The sequence below is a fragment of the Xanthomonas albilineans genome, from assembly GCF_002939705.1.
Taxonomy (GTDB): Bacteria; Pseudomonadota; Gammaproteobacteria; order Xanthomonadales; family Xanthomonadaceae; genus Xanthomonas_A; species Xanthomonas_A albilineans.
Genome location: NZ_MDCB01000003.1, coordinates 170,101 through 188,546 on the forward strand (window position 1 = coordinate 170,101; position 18,446 = coordinate 188,546).

The 18,446-nt window shown below is 64.7% G+C and carries 16 protein-coding genes; 1 reads left to right on the forward strand and 15 read right to left on the reverse strand.

Annotation, left to right across the window (positions count from 1 at the left end; all coding sequences use genetic code 11):
• Positions 1-11: 11 nt before the first annotated feature.
• Complete coding sequence (locus tag XalbCFBP2523_RS03820; protein ID WP_045766338.1) at positions 12-959, reverse strand: M23 family metallopeptidase; 948 nt, start codon at positions 957-959, stop codon at positions 12-14.
• Positions 960-970: 11 nt separating this feature from the next.
• Here XalbCFBP2523_RS03820 and XalbCFBP2523_RS03825 point away from each other — a divergent pair, with 11 nt between their 5' ends.
• Positions 971-1,447, forward strand: coding sequence for a DciA family protein (locus tag XalbCFBP2523_RS03825; RefSeq protein ID WP_012917277.1), 477 nt, complete (start codon positions 971-973; stop codon positions 1,445-1,447).
• Positions 1,448-1,595: 148 nt separating this feature from the next.
• Here XalbCFBP2523_RS03825 and lpxC read toward each other — a convergent pair whose 3' ends face one another.
• The 14 genes from lpxC to rsmH form a co-directional block, all read right to left on the reverse strand.
• Positions 1,596-2,507 carry a UDP-3-O-acyl-N-acetylglucosamine deacetylase gene (lpxC, locus tag XalbCFBP2523_RS03830; RefSeq protein ID WP_045766339.1) on the reverse strand — a complete coding sequence of 304 codons (912 nt, stop codon included), beginning with the start codon at positions 2,505-2,507 and terminating at the stop codon, positions 1,596-1,598.
• Positions 2,508-2,759: 252 nt separating this feature from the next.
• Entirely contained in the window at positions 2,760-3,989 is a 1,230-nt protein-coding gene (gene ftsZ, locus XalbCFBP2523_RS03835; protein ID WP_045766340.1) for a cell division protein FtsZ, read from the reverse strand.
• A gap of 206 nt (positions 3,990-4,195) precedes the next feature.
• Complete coding sequence (gene ftsA, locus XalbCFBP2523_RS03840; RefSeq protein ID WP_012917280.1) at positions 4,196-5,431, reverse strand: cell division protein FtsA; 1,236 nt, start codon at positions 5,429-5,431, stop codon at positions 4,196-4,198.
• Complete coding sequence (locus XalbCFBP2523_RS03845) at positions 5,428-6,288, reverse strand: cell division protein FtsQ/DivIB (RefSeq protein ID WP_045766341.1); 861 nt, start codon at positions 6,286-6,288, stop codon at positions 5,428-5,430. Before XalbCFBP2523_RS03845 ends, ftsA begins: the two co-directional genes overlap by 4 nt.
• Positions 6,285-7,238, reverse strand: coding sequence for a D-alanine--D-alanine ligase (locus XalbCFBP2523_RS03850; RefSeq protein ID WP_045757032.1), 954 nt, complete (start codon positions 7,236-7,238; stop codon positions 6,285-6,287). The genes XalbCFBP2523_RS03845 and XalbCFBP2523_RS03850 overlap by 4 nt, the downstream gene beginning before the upstream one ends.
• 2 nt (positions 7,239-7,240) lie before the next feature.
• Positions 7,241-8,677, reverse strand: coding sequence for a UDP-N-acetylmuramate--L-alanine ligase (gene murC / locus XalbCFBP2523_RS03855; RefSeq protein ID WP_012917283.1), 1,437 nt, complete (start codon positions 8,675-8,677; stop codon positions 7,241-7,243).
• Positions 8,674-9,939, reverse strand: coding sequence for an undecaprenyldiphospho-muramoylpentapeptide beta-N-acetylglucosaminyltransferase (murG, locus tag XalbCFBP2523_RS03860; protein ID WP_045766342.1), 1,266 nt, complete (start codon positions 9,937-9,939; stop codon positions 8,674-8,676). Before murG ends, murC begins: the two co-directional genes overlap by 4 nt.
• Positions 9,936-11,258 (reverse strand): putative lipid II flippase FtsW, encoded by a 1,323-nt coding sequence (gene ftsW, locus XalbCFBP2523_RS03865; RefSeq protein ID WP_045766343.1) that lies wholly within the window; start codon positions 11,256-11,258, stop codon positions 9,936-9,938. Before ftsW ends, murG begins: the two co-directional genes overlap by 4 nt.
• Entirely contained in the window at positions 11,258-12,343 is a 1,086-nt protein-coding gene (gene mraY, locus XalbCFBP2523_RS03870) for a phospho-N-acetylmuramoyl-pentapeptide-transferase (protein WP_012917286.1), read from the reverse strand. Before mraY ends, ftsW begins: the two co-directional genes overlap by 1 nt.
• Positions 12,333-13,838 carry a UDP-N-acetylmuramoyl-tripeptide--D-alanyl-D-alanine ligase gene (locus XalbCFBP2523_RS03875; protein WP_045766344.1) on the reverse strand — a complete coding sequence of 502 codons (1,506 nt, stop codon included), beginning with the start codon at positions 13,836-13,838 and terminating at the stop codon, positions 12,333-12,335. The genes mraY and XalbCFBP2523_RS03875 overlap by 11 nt, the downstream gene beginning before the upstream one ends.
• Entirely contained in the window at positions 13,835-15,319 is a 1,485-nt protein-coding gene (locus tag XalbCFBP2523_RS03880; protein WP_045766345.1) for a UDP-N-acetylmuramoyl-L-alanyl-D-glutamate--2,6-diaminopimelate ligase, read from the reverse strand. Before XalbCFBP2523_RS03880 ends, XalbCFBP2523_RS03875 begins: the two co-directional genes overlap by 4 nt.
• A complete protein-coding gene (locus XalbCFBP2523_RS03885) occupies positions 15,316-17,181 on the reverse strand; it encodes a peptidoglycan D,D-transpeptidase FtsI family protein (RefSeq protein WP_012917289.1) in 1,866 nt (621 codons plus the stop codon). The genes XalbCFBP2523_RS03880 and XalbCFBP2523_RS03885 overlap by 4 nt, the downstream gene beginning before the upstream one ends.
• On the reverse strand, positions 17,178-17,441 hold the full coding sequence (gene ftsL, locus XalbCFBP2523_RS03890; RefSeq protein ID WP_012917290.1) for a cell division protein FtsL: 264 nt from the start codon (positions 17,439-17,441) through the stop codon (positions 17,178-17,180). Before ftsL ends, XalbCFBP2523_RS03885 begins: the two co-directional genes overlap by 4 nt.
• Entirely contained in the window at positions 17,438-18,439 is a 1,002-nt protein-coding gene (gene rsmH / locus XalbCFBP2523_RS03895) for a 16S rRNA (cytosine(1402)-N(4))-methyltransferase RsmH (protein ID WP_045766346.1), read from the reverse strand. Before rsmH ends, ftsL begins: the two co-directional genes overlap by 4 nt.
• Positions 18,440-18,446 lie beyond the last annotated feature (7 nt).

Here is an 18,446-nt window from a genome sequence, read left to right on the forward strand (position 1 = left end):
TGGAACCTTCCTCAACCACGGCCGCGACGGCCCACCCGAGGGGCGCCGTCGCCGAGGAACTTGGCTGGATTCATCACCACGCCATCCTTCCACACTTCCAGATGTACGTGCGCGCTGGTGGAAAGACCAGTGGAACCGGCCTTGGCGATTTCCTGACCGACGCGCACCAGATCCCCCAGTTTGACCAACAACCGCGAGTTATGCGCGTAGCGGGTGACATAGCCATTGCTGTGATCAATCTCGACCACATTGCCGTAGCCAGCGCGCACGCCGGCGTAACTAACTACGCCGTCGGCCACGGCCAGGACCGGATCGCCCACGCTGGCATGGAAGTCGAGCCCCTTATGGAAGCTGGTGCCGCGACCGAAAGGGTCTACACGCACGCCGAAACCGGAGGTGATGTAGCTGTTGCGAATCGGCATCCGCGATGGCACCGCGTTCTGGTCGAGCTGATGATCGAACAACAGCGATTCCAGCACCGACAGTTGTTGGCCAGAGGTGGAAAATCGCTGTTGCAACCCATCCAATTCCTTGCCGAGCTGGGCTGCGGGAATATCGTGATTGGGTTCGTCGCCACCACCACCGACACCGACCGGTTGCTCGAAGTCGAACTCGCCATCCTGCAGCTTGCCCATGCGGGTCAGACGTTCGCCCAACGCGTTGAGCCGCGTCGCCTGCGCCTGCAACTCACCCAATCGCGCGGCGAGCGCGTTGACCTGTGTCTGCGCGTCATGGCGCACCTGCGCCAGCTCACGATCCTGCCGCTCCAGCTTGGCGCGCAAATACGCCGAACCGCCCCATCCAATTGCGGCACCAACACCAAGGCCGAGTACCATGCCGACACCCAGCACCACACCGAGCCAGGCGAGTGAACGGTGGTCGGCGAATTGCTGCCATCGCCACGACCGAGTGTTGCCCCCTGTTGCAGTGGAACGGATTACGATTTTCTTGAACGCCATATTGAGTTTTCATGTCTAAGCGAAAATCCGGCGAAGCCCATACCGCCACGCCCCAGCAGGCGTTGGACGCCGCACTGGCAGACAAAGCGGGCAACCCGTTGCGCCGCGCCTTGTGGCTCGACGCGCTGGACCGGCAATTACGCCCCCATCTGCCGCCGCCGCTGGCCTCCCATTGCCGGCTGGCCAATGTGAACGACGGACAGCTCATTTTTCTGGTTGAATCATCGGTCTGGCACGCCCGCGTCAGGCTTGCCGAAGCCGACATCCTCGTCGCCGCCCGTTCCCTCGGGCTGAAAGTCACCAAGGTGACCGTCAAGACCGCAACGACACCTGCGCATTCCCCAATGCAGCAGGCAAGGAGTACATCCATACCGGTGTCAGCAGCCACGCACAAAGGACTGCGCGAGGCACTGGCTTCCCTGCAAGACGTCGGTTCCACGACACCCGGCACGACCACGGACTCCGACCGCAGCCGTCGACGCACGTAGACAAATACGCCGCGACCGGACGCATCCTAACGGGCGCCTGTCGCGAGGCCGTTATCAAAAAGTTAAATTAAAGTTAAAAATGAAGAAGGAATGGCGAATTGCCGATTCCGTGGCCCTGGCCTGGATGGAGATGCCTGACCCGTCGCGCTCAGGCGTAGGCCACATTCGCATAGGCGACCGGCGCTGGTGCCGCCGGCGATTCGAAACTGACCCATTCCCAGGCCGCCTGCTCAGCGAGCAGCGCACGCACCAGTTTGTTGTTCAGGGCATGACCGGATTTGTAGCCTTCGTAAGCGCCGAGGATCGGACCGCCGGCCAGGTACAGATCGCCAATGGCATCGAGGATCTTGTGCCGCACAAATTCGTCGGCATAGCGCAGACCGTCGTCGTTGAGGACACGGAACTCGTCCAGCACGATGGCGTTGTCCATGGAACCGCCCAGGCCGAGGTTGCGCTCGCGCATGTACTCCAGATCGCGCATGAAACCGAAGGTGCGTGCGCGGGAGATTTCCTTGATATAGGCCATGGTCGAGAACTCGATTTCCTGGCGCGATTGCTTGGCCGGGATCATCGGGTGATCGAACTGGATGGTGAAGCCCAGCCGATAGCCGTCGTAGGGTGCGAAGCGGGCGATCTTGTCGCCATCGCGCACTTCCAGCTCGCGTTTGATGCGGATGAAGCGTTTGGGCTTTGCCTGTTCGACGATGCCCGCGGACTGCAGCAGAAACACGAACGGGCCGGACGAGCCATCCATGATCGGCAATTCGGCCGAGGAGAGTTCGACCATGACGTTATCCACGCCGAGACCGGCCAACGCCGACATCAGGTGTTCCACCGTCTGGATCTTGGCCTGGCCGTGGCTCAGCCCGGTGCATAACGTGGTTTCGGTGACCAGCTCGGCATCGGCCGGCACTTCCACCACCGGGTCCAGATCCACGCGCCGAAACACGATGCCGTGGTCGATCGGGGCCGGGCGCAGGGTCATGTACACCTTGTTGCCACTGTGCAGGCCCACGCCGGTGGCGCGAATCGTGTTCTTGAGGGTGCGTTGCTGGGTCATGGCAGAGAGTCTGAGAACATCTGTTCACACCGGAACTGAACAGATCACAAGAATATCACGCGTTTAGCGCGGTTTTAATAAAGCGGTCACAGCATTTCAGTACAGCAACACTTGATCGATGCGGCTGACACGGTCGCAAAAACCTGCCGGGTCGCGACGACCCGGCAGCAAGGGAACACGGCACGCCAGCCAGGTGGACAGTCCTGGACGGCGGTATTGCGGGCCGGCGCGTACGCCGGCCGAGAGCAAACCTCAGTCGGCCTGGCGGCGCAAAAACGCGGGGATATCCAGGTAATCGCTGGGCAGATCCGCCGCCGCCGGCGCCGACGGGCCGGCAGATCCACCGCCCACCGCGTCGCTGCTCGGACGGCGCAGGCCCAGCCCCATCGCTCCGCCGACCGCCTTGGACACGGCGTCGCCGGCATAGTCGAAGTCGCCGAACTCCGGCTGACCGGTGGTGGCGTTGCGCACCAGTTTGATCGGCGCGCGCTGCTCCGGGCGCTGCGACTGACGCGCCACCGTGCGGTTCAGACCGGTGGCGACCACGGTCACGCGGACTTCGTCCTGCATGTCCGGATCCAGCACGGTGCCGACCACCACTGTCGCGTCCTCCGAGGAGAAGCCTTCGATGGTGCGACCGATCTCGTCGAACTCGGCCATGGTGAAATCCGGACCGGCGGTGATATTGACCAGGATGCCGTTGGCACCGGCGAGGTTGACGTCGTCCAGCAGCGGGTTCTGAATCGCCGCCTCGGCTGCCGCCTGGGCGCGGTCGTCGCCGCGCGCCGAGCCGGTGCCCATCATTGCCAGGCCCATTTCCGACATCACCGTGCGCACGTCGGCGAAGTCCACGTTGATCAGACCAGGACGCACGATCAGATCGGCGATGCCCTGCACGGCGCCTTGCAGCACATCATTGGCTGCGCGGAACGCCTGGATCATGGTGGCGTTGCGGCCGAGCACGGTAATCAACTTTTCATTGGGAATGGTGATCAGCGAATCGCAGTGCTGGCTCAGTTCCTCGATGCCCTTCAGCGCCACCTGCATGCGGCGACGGCCTTCGAACGGGAACGGCTTGGTGACCACCGCCACGGTCAGAATGCCCATTTCCTTGGCTAATTGCGCCACCACCGGCGCTGCGCCGGTGCCGGTGCCACCGCCCATGCCGGCGGTAATGAACACCATGTCCGCACCCTGTAGCGCATCCATGATGCGTTCGCGGTCTTCCAGCGCGGCCTGACGGCCGACTTCCGGGTTCGCACCGGCGCCCAGACCTTTGGTGACATTGGTACCGAGCTGCAGTTGCAACTTGGCACCGCAGTTCTTGATGGCCTGCGAGTCGGTGTTGGCGGTGATGAACTCCACACCATCCACACTGCTGCTGACCATGTGCGCGACCGCGTTGCCGCCGCCGCCGCCGACACCGACCACCTTGATCACCGCATTGGGTGCCATCTTTTCAATCAATTCGAAATGCGCCATGTCCGTTTTCCTCTTGTTATGGGGCCAGGACTTTGGACTCGGACTCGGGTGCCGGAAAAAACTCCGCTCCCAGTCCGGTCTTGGTACCGGCAATTTCTCTAGTGGATATTGCTGTTAACGCTCTATTACCTTTGCCATCTGCCTTACCGCTCTACTGCTCTACTGCTTTTCGCTCTTATCGATTCCGCGACCTATGCATCGAATGCTCAGAACTCACCGCGATACCAGTTCTTCAATTTTTTGAACAAGCTGCCTGCACGCCCAGTGGGCAACGATGGGCGACGCGGGTGTTCGATCTGACTGCCCATCAACAACAAGCCCACGCCGGTGGCATGCACCGGATTGCCGACGACTTCTCCCAGACCGGTGACGTGCTGCGGAATCCCCACGCGCACCGGCATCTGCACCATTTCTTCGGCCAGTTCGACCACGCCTTCCATCTTCGAGGCGCCGCCGGTCAGCACCATGCCCGCGCGCACCAGCTCCTCGAATCCGGAGCGGCGCAGCTCAGCCTGCACCATCTCGAAAATCTCCTCGTAACGCCCCTGCACCGCCTGCGCCAGCGAGTGACGCGGCATGCGTCGCGGCGGACGGTCGCCGACGCTGGGCACCTGGATGCTTTCCTCGGCGGTGGCCAACTGCGCCAACGCGCAGGCGTAGCGCACTTTGATTTGTTCGGCTTCCGGGGTCGGCGTGCGCAGCATGTGCGCGATGTCGTTGGTGACGTGATCGCCGGCGATCGGCAACGACGCGGTGTGGCAGATCGCGCCCTGCACGAACACCGCCAGGTCGGTGGTGCCTGCGCCCATATCCACCAGCACGACACCCAGTTCGCGTTCGTCGGCGGTCAACACCGCGACCGAGGACGCCAGCGAGGACAGAATCAGGTCGTCCACCTGCAGGCCGCAACGCTGCACGCATTTGCTGATGTTGGCCGCGGCCGACTGCGCGCACACCACCAGGTGCGCATGCACTTCCAGGCGCACGCCGGTCATGCCGACCGGATTACGGATGCCTTCCTGCGAATCGTCCAGCACGTACTCGCGCGGGATCGCGTGGAGGATGCGCTGATCGGCCGGGATCGCCACCGCCTTGGCGGCTTCCAGCACACGGTCCAGGTCGGTCCAAGTCACCTCGCCATCGCGGATCGGCACGATCCCGGGCGAGTTCTTGCACTGCACGTGGTTGCCGGAAATCGACGCGTACACCGAACGGATCTCGCAGCCAGCCATCAGCTCCGCTTCCTCGATCGCGCGCTGGATCGACTGCACCGTGGATTCGATGTCCACCACCACGCCGCGCTTAAGCCCGCGCGATTCGTGCGAACCGATGCCGATCACCTCGATCGGATTGCCGGGCGAGTATTCGCCGACCAGCGCAACGACCTTGGAGGTGCCGATGTCCAGTCCAACGATGAGGGATTTATCGCCTTTGCGGTTCATGTGTGACTACTACGTAGAGTGGTGAGGGTCGTTCCGGGGCCCGGGACCCGGAACGACGCAAATGCAACGCCCCGGCTGTTCGGGCTTGTTTCGTGCTTTGAGTTTCGGGTTCCAGGCTCCGGCTTCTTCGGTACCCCGGTCCCCGGCCCCGGGTCTCGGCTCTCGGGCTTCCACGCCACCGTGAACCCATTGGTGTAACGCAGATCCGCACGCTCCAGCGGTGGCTGACCGGGTTGCAGCAATTGCGGCAACACACGGGCGAAACGCTCCAGGCGCGCATGTGCATCGTCGCGTCCGATCACCACCTGCACGCCATCGCCAAACACCAGCGACCAACTCCCGCGCGCGTCCATCGCCACGCCTGCGACCTGCAATCGGAGCGGCGCGAACAAGCCGCACGATTGGTTGTATAACGCGACCACTTCCGCGGCCTTGGCATCCGGACCGGCCAGACGCGGCAGGGCGACATTGCGCAAATCGTTGGGCATGGCGAGGATGCGCCCCTGCGCGGACAACATGCGATCCTCACCCCAACGCGCGAATGGACGATGCTCGGTGACGCGCACTTCCAGCACGTCCGGCCAGCGCTTGCGCACCCTCGCGCTTTCCACCCACGGCAAGCGCTGGATCGCATTCTGCGCATCCTGCAAGCGCACCGCGAAGAAACCACGGCGCGCATACGGCAACACCACCTGGCGCAATTGCTCGGCCGACACGCGTTTGAAATCGCCACTGACCTGCAAGCGGCTCAGCGGCCAACGCTCGGCACCAACCCAACCGTTGAGCACGGCCACGATCGGCAGCGCGACCAAAGCCAGCGCCAGCAACCAGGCGAAAATACGCAGCGAAGCGTTCATCGCGCCGCCACCTCCGGCAATGTCTGCTCGAGGATGCGCCAGCACAGGCTGGCCAGATCAATGCCCAGATGCGCCGCGGCTTTAGGCACCAGCGAGTGGCTGGTCATGCCCGGCGCGGTGTTGATCTCGATCAGTTGCAGACCGCGCACGCGATCGCGCATCACATCGACCCGACCCCAGCCACTGCAACCAGCAGCGGCGAAGGCCTGCAATGCAAGCTGGCGAATCTGGACCTCGTCCTCGCCCGACAATCCAGGGCACAGGTACTGGGTGTCCTCGGCGATGTATTTGGCGTGGTAGTCGTACCAATCGCCGACGGGAACGATACGGATCGACGGTAGTGCGATGTCGCCGAGAATGCCGACGGTGTATTCCTCACCCTGCACCATCTGTTCCATCAGCAGTTCGCCGGCGTAATCGGCCGCGAACGCGCGTACCGGGGCCAGATCCACTGCGGACAGCACGCGAAACACGCCGACACTGGACCCTTCGCAGGACGGCTTGACGAAGAGCGGATAGCCGAGCTCGGCCGCCGCTGCGGCCAGGTCGGCATCGGCGGCGATCCGGGCGAAGCCTGGCGTCGGCAGCCCGGCGGCGATCCACACCTGCTTGGTGCGGATCTTGTCCAGGGTCAGCGCGCTGCCGAGAACGTCCGCACCGGTGAACGGCACCTGCAATGCGCGTAGCAGCCCCTGCAGCACGCCATTCTCGCCATCGCCACCATGGAGGATGTTGAACACGCGATCGACTGCACCGGCACGGATGCGCTCCAGCAACGCCGCGATGCCATCGACCGGCTGTGCGTCCACACCGCGACTGCGCAATGCATCGAGCACGTTGGCGCCAGAGGTCAGCGACACGTCGCGCTCGCTGGAGCTACCGCCGAGCAGCACCGCAACACGACCGAACACGCTCGGATCGGTGTAACGCGACGGCGACAAGGACGGCATGCTCATGCGCCCGCTCCGCTGGAAAAGCCGTCCTGCGCGATGTGCTGGGCGACGTAACCGATGTCGCCAGCGCCCATCATCAGCAGCAGATCGCCATCCTGCAGCACATCCGGCAGCACGCTGCCGAGTTCGACGACCTGCCCGACCACCACAGGCTCGCTACGGCCACGCGCACGAATCGCACGCGCCAATGCACGCGCGTCGGCCCCGGGAATCGGCGCCTCGCCAGCCGGATAGACCTCGCTGAGCACCAGTGCATCCACTTCCGACAACACCGCGGCGAACGCATCGAACTGATCGCGGGTACGGCTGTAGCGATGGGGTTGGAACGCCACCACCAAGCGCTTGTCCGGCCAGCCGCCGCGCGCGGCGGCGAACACCGCGGCCAACTCGCGCGGATGGTGACCGTAGTCGTCGACCACGCGTACACGCGCGCCGTTGGCGGTGACCACCTCGCCGAGATCGTTGAAACGCCGGCCGATGCCGGCGAAGCTCTGCAAGGCGCTGGCGATCGCCGCCGGCGTCACCCCCAGTTGCCAACCGATCGCTGCGGCGGCCAACGCATTGAGCACGTTGTGGCGACCCGGCAAGGCCAGCGTCACCGCCGTGCTGCTGCCTTCGGGCATGCGCAAGGTGAAGTGCATGCGCGAACCCTCCTGGACCACGTCCTCGGCGCGCACATCCGCGTTCTCGCTGAGTCCGTAGCTCATCACGTGGCGCGGCGTCTGCGCCGCCAACGCGGCGACCTCGGGATCGTCGATGCACAGCACCGCCAGGCCATAGAACGGCAGCCGCTGCAAGAATTCGGCGAAGGCGGCCTGGATCCGGGCGAAGTCGTTGCCGTAATTCTCCAGGTGATCGGCATCGATGTTGGTAATGACCGAGATCAGCGGGTTCAAGCGCAGGAAGCTGCCGTCGCTCTCGTCGGCCTCGGCCACCAACCACTGGCCGCCACCGAGCTTGGCGTTGGCGCCAGCGGCAAGCAACTGGCCGCCGATGACGAAAGTCGGATCCATTCCGCCTTCGCTGAGTACCGCCGCCGTCAGGCTGGTGGTGGTGGTCTTGCCGTGCGTACCGGCCACCGCGATACCGCGGCGGAAGCGCATCAATTCGGCCAGCATTGCCGCACGCGGCATGATCGGAATGCGCTGACTACGCGCTTCCATCAATTCCGGATTGTCCTCGCGAATCGCACTGGACACCACCACGCAATCGGTGCCGAGTACGTTGGCCGCCGAATGCCCGCGCAACACGCGTGCGCCGAGCTTGACCAGACGTCGGGTCGCGGCATTGTCGGCATTATCCGAACCGGAGACTTCATAGCCCAAGGTCAGCATGACCTCGGCGATGCCACTCATGCCGGTGCCGCCGATGCCGACGAAATGCACCCGTGGAAACGCGCGCATCAGATCGCCGGTGTCGTGAAGCCGACGGATCATGCGCGGACTCCTTCCGAGCCTGGACACGGGACACGGGACACGGAACCCGAAGAAAGCGAAGGGGCAGCGCAACGCGCCTGGCCACCGAAATCGTCTGTTTGCATGCCTTTTTGCTCTTGCTTGTGCTCTTGCCGAGTTCCGAGACGATGGTCCCGAGTCCCGGCTCCACCGACTTCTTCCAGCACGATGTCCGCGATGCGCTCGGCCGCATCCGGCTTGGCCAGGCCGCGCGCCGCTTCGGCCATGGCCAGGCGCTGCGCAGGCTGCGCCAACAGTTCACCCAGCACGCGCTGCAGATGGCCGGCTAGAGCGCCGTCCTGCTTCAACAGCACGGCTGCACCACGCTCGACCAGGTATTGCGCGTTGCGGGTCTGGTGGTCGTCGACTGCGGCAGCAAACGGCACCAGCACGCTGCCGACCCCCACCGCGCACACTTCGGCCAGCGTCGACGCGCCAGCACGACATACCACCAGATCCGCCCAGGCATAGGCCGCCGCCATGTCGCCGATGAAAGCCTCGACACTGGCATCGACACCGACTGTGGCATACGCCTGCGCCGCTTCCTCGCGCAGCGCCTCGCCGCATTGATGGCGCACGTCGACTCGCATCCCCAGCGCGGCCAGCGCCTGCGGCAACGCTTGATTGAGTACCCGCGCGCCCTGACTGCCGCCCAGCACCAACAACCGCGGCGCACCGTCACGTGCGGCCAAGCGCAGCGACGGCGCGGGCAGCGCGGCGATTTCGGCACGCACCGGGTTGCCCACCGCTTCCTCATGACGGGCAAAGCTGCCTGGAAAACCGGTCAGCACACGCCGCGCGACCCGCGCCAACACCTTGTTGGTCAGGCCAGGCGCACGGTTTTGTTCGTGGACCAATAGCGGCCGCCTCTGCAGAGCTGCGGCCAGACCACCGGGGCCAGCGGCGAAACCGCCGAAACTGATCACCGCGCACGGCGCACGTCGGCGCAGCACGCCGCTAGCGGCACGGATCGCACGCAACACCCGTATCGGCGCACTCAGCAGGGCCAGGGCCCCCTTACCGCGCAGGCCGGCGATTTCGATGGTGTCCAGTTCGATCCCATGTTGCGGCACCAGCCGTGTTTCCATGCGTCCAGCTGCGCCCAACCACACCACCGGCACGCCACGCGCACGCAGCACCTTGGCCACGGCCAGTGCCGGAAAAATATGCCCGCCAGTGCCACCCGCGAGGATCATCACCGGCGCCGACGCTCCAAGCGTCGATGCAGACATAGGCGTGCTCATCCCAACCTCCCGAAGGTCGGTTCGACACGCGGCTGCATACGGCTGGTACCGCGACCCGGCACACCGGACTGAATCGCCGCGGCAACCGCATGCGCGCTGGCTTCGCGCGCGGCATGCAGGTCCGCCGCATTGTCCACGGTCTGCTTAATCGGAGCCGCCGCATCGCTACGCACCAGCGCAACCTGACGCTCGGCACGGTTCAACTCGTAGGACACGCGCAATAGCAGCCCCATCGCCAGGCTGGTCATCAACACACTGGAACCGCCAGCGGAGATCAGCGGCAAAGTCAGCCCCTTGGTCGGCAGGATGCCCAGGTTGACCCCGACCGAAACGAAACTCTGCAGGCTGATCCACAGACCAATGCCGAAGGCGATGTAGCCGGAAAAGTGGCGCTTCATCTCCACGCAGCGCATGCCCAACCAAAACGCGCGACCGACCAGCAGCGCATACAGCGCCACGATCAGGCATACACCGACGAACCCCAACTCCTCGGCGATCACCGAGAAAATGAAGTCGGTATTCGCTTCAGGCAAATAATTGAGCTTCTGCACCGAACCGCCGAGACCGACCCCGAACCATTCGCCGCGTCCCACCGCCATCAGCGCATTGGACAACTGATAGCCGGAACCGAGCTGGTCGGCCCACGGATCCAAGAACGAGGTGATGCGGCGCAGGCGGTACGGTTCGAGGATGGCAATGAAGGCGAACACCGGCAACCCGATCACGATCGGCATCGACATGCGCGGCAAGTTGACCCCGCCGAGCACCAGCATGCCGGCGGTAATGGCCAGCAACAGCGTGGACGAACCGAAATCCGGCTGCAGCAGCAGCAGCGCGACCAGCGCCACCGCCACGCCCAAGGGTTTGAGCATCGCCGGCCAGGTGGCGTTGACCTCGTCGCGGAAACGCACCAGGTAGCTGGACAGCCACACGATGTACAGCACCTTCACCGCTTCCACGGTCTGAAAGCGCGAGATGCCCAAATTGATCCAGCGCCGCGCGCCGTTGACCGTGCTGCCGAGCCCGGGCACGAACACCACGATCAACAAACCGAAGCAGGCCAGCAGCAGCAACTGGTTGTAGTGCTCGATGTACTTCAACTCGGTACGCATGGCCCAGATGGCCAGGCCAACACCACCGGCGAGGAACAGCAAATGCCGGTTCAAATAGTAGAACGGGCTGGTGGTCAGCTCGATCGAACTGGAGCCGACCATCACGATGCCGAGCGAAGCCAGCGTCACGGTAGCACCGAGCAGCCAGGCGTCGTAGCGCCCGCCGATGGCCTCCAGTCTTGTCGCCTGACGTGCGGTGTCGTTCATCAGCGCACCTTCAACGTCGCCAAACCAATCAACACCAGCACCACCGAGATGATCCAGAAGCGCACGATCACGCGCGGTTCCGGCCAACCTTTCAATTCGAAGTGATGATGAATCGGCGCCATGCGGAACACGCGCTTGCCGGTGAGCTTGAACGAGGCCACCTGGATCATCACCGACAGCGTCTCGATGACGAACACCCCGCCCATGATCACCAGCACCAATTCCTGGCGCACGATCACCGCGATGGTGCCCAGCACCGCCCCCAGCGCCAGCGCACCGATATCGCCCATGAACACCATCGCCGGATAGGTGTTGAACCACAGAAAGCCCAGGCCCGCGCCAGCGATCGAGGTGCAGATGATGACCAGCTCGCCAGCGCCCGGAATGGCCGGGATCTTCAGATAATCGGAGAACACCACATTGCCCGAGGCATAAGCGAACACACCCAACGCGCAAGCCACGAACACCGTGGGCATGATCGCCAGCCCATCCAAACCGTCGGTGAGATTGACCGCATTGGAAAAACCGACGATCCACAAATAGGCGATGGTGACGAAGCTGATCCCCGCCAGCGGCAGCGCGATGGACTTGAACATCGGGATGTAGAAGGTGATCGCCGCCGGCACGTCGGCGGTGTAGTACAGGAACAGACCGGCAGCCAAGCCGAAGATCGACTGCAGCAAGTATTTCCAGCGCGACTTCAACCCATTCGGGTCACGGCGCACGATCTTGATCCAGTCGTCGTACCAACCGATCACACCGAATGCCAGCATCACCACCAGCACCAACCACACGTAGCGGTTGCGCAGATCGCCCCACAGCAGTACCGACAGCAACACCGTCAGCAGGATGAGCGAACCGCCCATGGTCGGCGTGCCCGCCTTGGAGAAATGGGTTTGCGGGCCATCCTGGCGGATCGGCTGGCCGCCCTTGAACTGCGCCAGCTTGCGGATCACCGCCGGTCCCAGCCACAGCGACAGGAACAGCGAGGTCAGCGCCGCGAGAATGCCGCGGAAGGTGAGATAGCCGAACAGCCCGAACACGCTATCGAGTTGTCGCAGCCAACGCGCCAGTTCAAGCAGCATGAGGCGCCTCCTCTGCGTGACCAAGCAACGCGCTCACGACTTTATCCATGGCACTGCCACGGGAGCCTTTGACGAGGAGCGTCGGGATCCGGGATCCAGGACCCGGAACCCGTGGGAGTGCGCCATCGGACGGCACACTGGTTTTGTCATGCATCAGCTCTGTTTCCTGCTTTTGATCCTGCTTTTCCCGGGCCACGACAGCGGCCAGATCCCGCTGCAATGCTTCGACCAACGCGGCATGACTGTCGAACACCCGACCGTTGTCGCCGAACGCCTGCGCAGCGTGCGCACTGAGCGGTCCCAGTGCGTACAGCCGTGTCAGCCCCGCAGCGCGTGCACGGGAACCGCCGCTGGCATGCAGTGCTTCGGCGCCGGCGCCGAGTTCGCGCATGTCGCCCAACACCAGCCAGCGCTCGCCGCCAACCGCTGCCAGCGCATCGATCGCCGCCGCCAGCGAACCGGGATTGGCGTTGTAGCTGTCGTCGATCAAAACCGCGCCACCGGGCAAGGTGTGCGAAATCTGCCGACCGGGCACCGGCTGCACCTGCGCCAGACCGGCAGCGATACGCGCTGGCGCCACGTCCAGCGCCAGCGCCAGCGCAGCGGCAGCCAGTGCGTTGAGCAAGTTGTGCCGTCCCGGCAGCGGCAGCGTCGTCTCCGCCTCGCCCTGCGGCGTCAGCAGCACGAAATGGGTACGGTCCGCGGCCATGCGTATGCGCGTGGCGGTGACGTGCGCACCATGCTGCAAGCCGAAGCGCAGCACGCGCGGCCGCGACGCGGCCGAGAGTTGCTGCTCAAACCACAGACCGAAGGCATCGTCGATGTTGATCACCGCCGTACCATCGACCGGCAATGCGGCGTAGATCGCGCCCTTGGTCTGAGCCACGCCGAGCAGGCTCCCCATGCGCTCCAAGTGTGCCGGCGCAATGTTGTTGACCAGCGACACACGCGGCGGAGCGATGTCGGTCAGATAGGCAATATCGCCCGGTTTGCCAGCACCCATCTCGTAGATCGCGTAATCGGCGTCGTCTGGCGCGGCGATCACCGCCAGCGGCAAGCCAATCTCGTTATTGTGGTTGCCGGGATTGGCGTAGACGCTGCCGCCATCGAGCCGACAGGCGTGCTGTAGGATCGCCAGCAACAACGCCTTGACGCTGGTCTTGCCGTTGCTGCCGGTGATCGCGGCCACGCGCGTGGCGCGACCGCGCTGCATGCCCGCCGCGATCCTCGCCAAAGCCAGTTGCGTGTCGGCAACCACGATTTGCGGCAGTTCGATTTGCGGCAGCTGCCGCTCGACCAGCAACGCGCTGGCACCGCGCATGGCGGCATCGGCGGCAAAGGTGTGCCCGTCGAAACGCTCCCCACGCAGCGCCACGTACAGGCTGCCGGCGGCCAGACGACGTGTATCTTGGCTGATCGCATCGATTGCCACGTCATCGCCGTGCAGGTCGGCGTCGGCCCAGTGCGCAATCATCGACAACGGCAAGCGCTTCATCGAACCCCCTCCGCCACGCGTACGCGCAGCGCCTGCGCGGCAACCTCGGTATCGTCGAAGGGATGCTTGATCCCGGCGATCTCCTGATAAGGCTCATGGCCCTTGCCAGCGATCAGCACGATGTCTTCGGCGCCGGCCATGGCGATCGCCGCGGCGATCGCCTGCGCACGCTCGCGCTGCACCTGCACCGCCGTCATGCCGTCGAAGCCCGCCAGAATATCGGCAACGATGCGCTCGCCATCCTCACCACGCGGATTGTCGTCGGTGACGAACACATGATCGGCCAGGCGCTGCGCGATCTCGGCCATCTGCGGACGTTTGCCTGCATCGCGTTCGCCACCGCAGCCGAACACGCACAGCAACCGCCCCTTGGCATGATCGCGCAAGCTTTGCAGTGCCTGTTCCAGCGCGTCAGGTGTATGCGCGTAATCCACGACCACCAGCGGTTGCGCATCGCGACCGCCGAGACGGTTCATGCGCCCGCGGATCGGCTGCAATTGCGCCAGCGTGGCGGCAATCCTGACCGGCGGCACGTCCAGCGCGTACAGCGCGCCGGCCACGGCCAGCAGATTGTCCACGTTGAAACGACCCAGCAAGGGCGATTGCAGCGCATGCCGCTGCGTCCCGACGACCAGGTCGAAACCGATGCCGCGCGCATCCAGATGCAGCGCCTCGGCGCGCACTGTCGCGCCATCGCGGCCACGCGAACTGACGCCGATGCGCCGCAACGCCGGATCCAGTGCATGCAGCAGTTCGCGACCGAACGTATCGTCCAGATTCACGACCGCCGCTCTCAGCCCCGGCATGGCGAACAAGCGCGCCTTGGCCGCGCCGTAAGCGGCCATGTCGCGGTGATAATCGAGATGATCGCGGGTGAGGTTGGTGAACACCGCCACGTCGAAATGCACCGCATCCACGCGGCCTTGATCCAGCGCGTGCGAGCTGACTTCCATCGCCACCGCTTGCGCACCGGCATCGCGCAACTGCGCCAGCAACGCGTGCAACGGCAGCACCAACGGAGTCGTGAATCCCGTCGGCAACACACGACCGTATAAGCCAGCGCCGAGCGTGCCGATACTGCCACTGCACGTGCCCAGCACGTGCCAGGCCTGTGTCAACAGTTGCACGATAGAGGTCTTGCCATTGGTGCCGGTGACCCCGACCATGGTCATCGCCTGCGACGGATGGCCGTGCAGTTGGTCGGCCATCGCGCCCATGCGCGCGCGCAAGCCCGGCACTGCGATCGCATCTGCCGACGCCGGCAGATCGGCCGGTGCTGGCGGCTCGAACAGGATCGCGACGGCACCATTTGCACGCGCCTGTTCGACGAAACTCAGCCCATGCGCGCCGAAACCAGCAATCGCCACGAAGGCGTCGCCTGGACGCACCGCACGACTATCCATGGCCAGCCCAGACACCTGCACCTCGCGCGGCAGCGCCACGTCCGGCAGCAATTGCGACAAAGGCAGCGCGCGGGTCACTGACGCGTCTCCTGCAACGGCGCCGGCAGCGCTGCCGCCGGCGGCGCGATGGCGCGCACACTCGGCAGTGCGGCATCGACCTCAGCGGCGGCATCCGGCACGGTGGCCGGATCCGGCTCCGTCGGCAACGGCGACGACGCATGCCCGCTCTTGCCGGCGGCCTGCGCCGCCAGCCACGACTGGATGTCGTCCGGCGGCACGTCCATCAGCCGCAGCGCGCCTTCCATCACGTTGTGGAACACCGGTGCCGACACCAGACCACCGTAGTACTTGGTGCCCTGTGGATCGTTGATCACGATGACCGTTGCGAAGCGCGGATGGCTCGCCGGCACCAGACCGGCGAACAGTGCGTTGTAGTGACCGTGCTCGTAGCCACCGGGACCGGTCTTGCGCGCGGTGCCGGTCTTTCCGGCAACGTGATAGCCCAGGATCGCCGCACCCTTGGCACCGCCCTGGGTCACCACGGTCTCCATCATCGCCACCACTTCCTTGGCGATCGCCGGGTCCAGCACCTGCTTGGTTTCCTCGTGCTGGCCCTTGACGAAGGTCGGCGTCACCAACTTGCCGCCGTTGCCGAGCGCGCAGTAGGCGCGAGCAATCTGCAGCGGCGTCACCGACAGGCCGTAGCCATAGGCCATCGTGGTCTTGGACGAACCGCTCCAGCGCGCTGGCGACGGCAGCACGCCGGCCGATTCGCCGGGGAAGCCGCTGTGCGGTGCGCTGCCGTAACCGTAGCTATGAATCTGGTCGTAAAACGTCTGATCCGGCAGTTTGGCTGCAATCTTGGCCGCACCGATGTTGGAACTGCGGGTAATCACGCCGGTCACCGTCAACACACCGTTGTTGTGCGGCACGTCCTTGATGGTGAAGCGACCGACCGCCATGTAGCCCGGGTTGGTGTCGATCAAGGTGTCCTTGGTCACCACACCGGCCTTGAGCGCGGTGGAGATGGTCAGCGGCTTCATCGTCGAACCCGGCTCGACCAAGTCGGTGACCGCGCGGTTGCGGCGTGCGTCGGAATTGACTCCGGTGACGGCATTGGGGTTGTAGGTCGGCAGATTGACCATGGCCAGGATCTCGCCGGTGACCACGTCCATAATGACGATCGAGCCACCGGCCGCCTTGTTCTCCACCAGCGCGTTGCGCAATTCCTTGTACGCCAGGAACTGGATGCGGCGGTCGATGCTGAGAGTCAGATCCTTGCCCGGCTGCGTCGGCTTGACCAGATCAATACTCTCCACGATCGCGCCCTTGCGGTCGCGGATCACGCGCTCGGCACCGGGCTTACCACGCAACCACTCATCGAAGGCCAGCTCCAGCCCCTCCTGGCCGCGATCATCGATGTTGGTAAAGCCAAGCACATGCGCCATCGCTTCGCCCTGTGGGTAGAAGCGCCGGAACTCGCGCTGCGCGAACACGCCCGGGATGCCCAACGCGATCACCGCATGCGCCTTGTCCGGGTTGATCCGGCGCTTGAGGTACATGAATTCCTTGTCCACCTTCTGCGACAACTTGGCGGTCAACTCATCGACGGGCAGATCCAACGCCTGCGCCAACTGCGGGATGCGGTCGGGATTACGTAGCAGTTCCTGCGGATTGACCCAGATCGATTCCACCGGCGTGGACACCGCTAGCGGTTCCCCATTGCGGTCGGTGATCATGCCGCGCGAGGTCGCAATCGGCAGTTCGCGCAAAAAACGCGCCTCGCCCTGACGCTGATAGAAATCGGTATTGATCAACTGCACATAGGCGGCACGGCCGATCAGCGTCATCGAGCACAACCCCAGCGCGGCACCGACCAGCGCCAGACGACCGCGCAGATTGAAGTTGCTACGGGAACGGTTGCGACCGGTCTTGCTCATGGACGCACCACCACGATGTCGCCGGTTTCGGGGAACTTCATCCCCAGGCGCTGGCGCGCAATCTGATCGACACGGTTGCTCTCGGCCCAGGTCGCCTGCTCAAGCTGTAGCCGACCGAACTCGATGTTCAGATCGTCGCGGGCGTGCTCCAACTGCGCCAGTTCGACGAACAGTTGGCGATGCCGATGGCGCATGTACACCACCCCGATCGCCGAGGCGATGGTGCAGGCCAATAGCACGATCAGCAGCAGGCGGCTCATGCGCCACTCCTGTGAGACGACGACGCAACCTGGGTCCCCAACCCCGCCAGCTTCTCCGCCACCCGCAGCACTGCGCTGCGCGCGCGCGGGTTGCCGGCCAACTCTTCGGCATCGGCCTTGATCGCCCCGCCGTGCAGACGCAGGGCCGGCACAAACGTCTGCGCCTCGGGCAGACGTCGATTGCTCGGCGGCGCCTTGGCATGACGCTGCATGAAGTGTTTGACGATGCGGTCTTCGAGCGAATGGAAGCTGATCACGGCCAGACGCCCGCCCGGCTTGAGCCTGGCCAGCGCCGCATCCAACCCGCTCTCCAAATCAGCCAGTTCGCGATTGGTGTGGATGCGGATCGCCTGGAAGCTGCGCGTGGCCGGATGCGTCTTGCTATCGCCACGCGGCATCACCGTGGCGATCAACTCGGCCAGTTGCGCGGTGCGGGTCAACGGCTGCTCGGCACGGCGCGCGACGATGGCACGGGCGATGCGCCGGCTCTGCCGCTCCTCGCCGTAATGCCACAGCACATCGGCGATCTCGCGTTCGTCGGCGCGCGCCAGCCATTGCGCCGCGCTCTCGCCGACATGCGGGTCCATGCGCATATCCAGCGGACCATCCTTGCCGAACGAGAAACCGCGCTCGGCCACGTCCAACTGCGGCGAGGACACGCCCAGGTCGAACAGCACCCCGTCCAGATCGGTCGCCGCACCCCAGTGCCCCAGGTCGGCGAAACTGCCGCGACGGATGGACACGCGCGCGTCGCCGCCGAACGCGTGTTCGGCTTCGGCAATCGCCTCGGGGTCCTTGTCCATCACCAGCAGCCGGCCTCCTGGGCCGAGTTTGTGCAGCACCCCGCGCGCGTGTCCGCCACGCCCGAACGTGCCATCCAGATAGATTCCGTTTTCGATCACCTGCAGACCATCCATGACCTGCGCGAATAACACCGGCACATGCGCTGCCGATGGGTACGACACCGCGAGGTGACCGGCCTGCGCCTGTCCGCGCATCCGGACA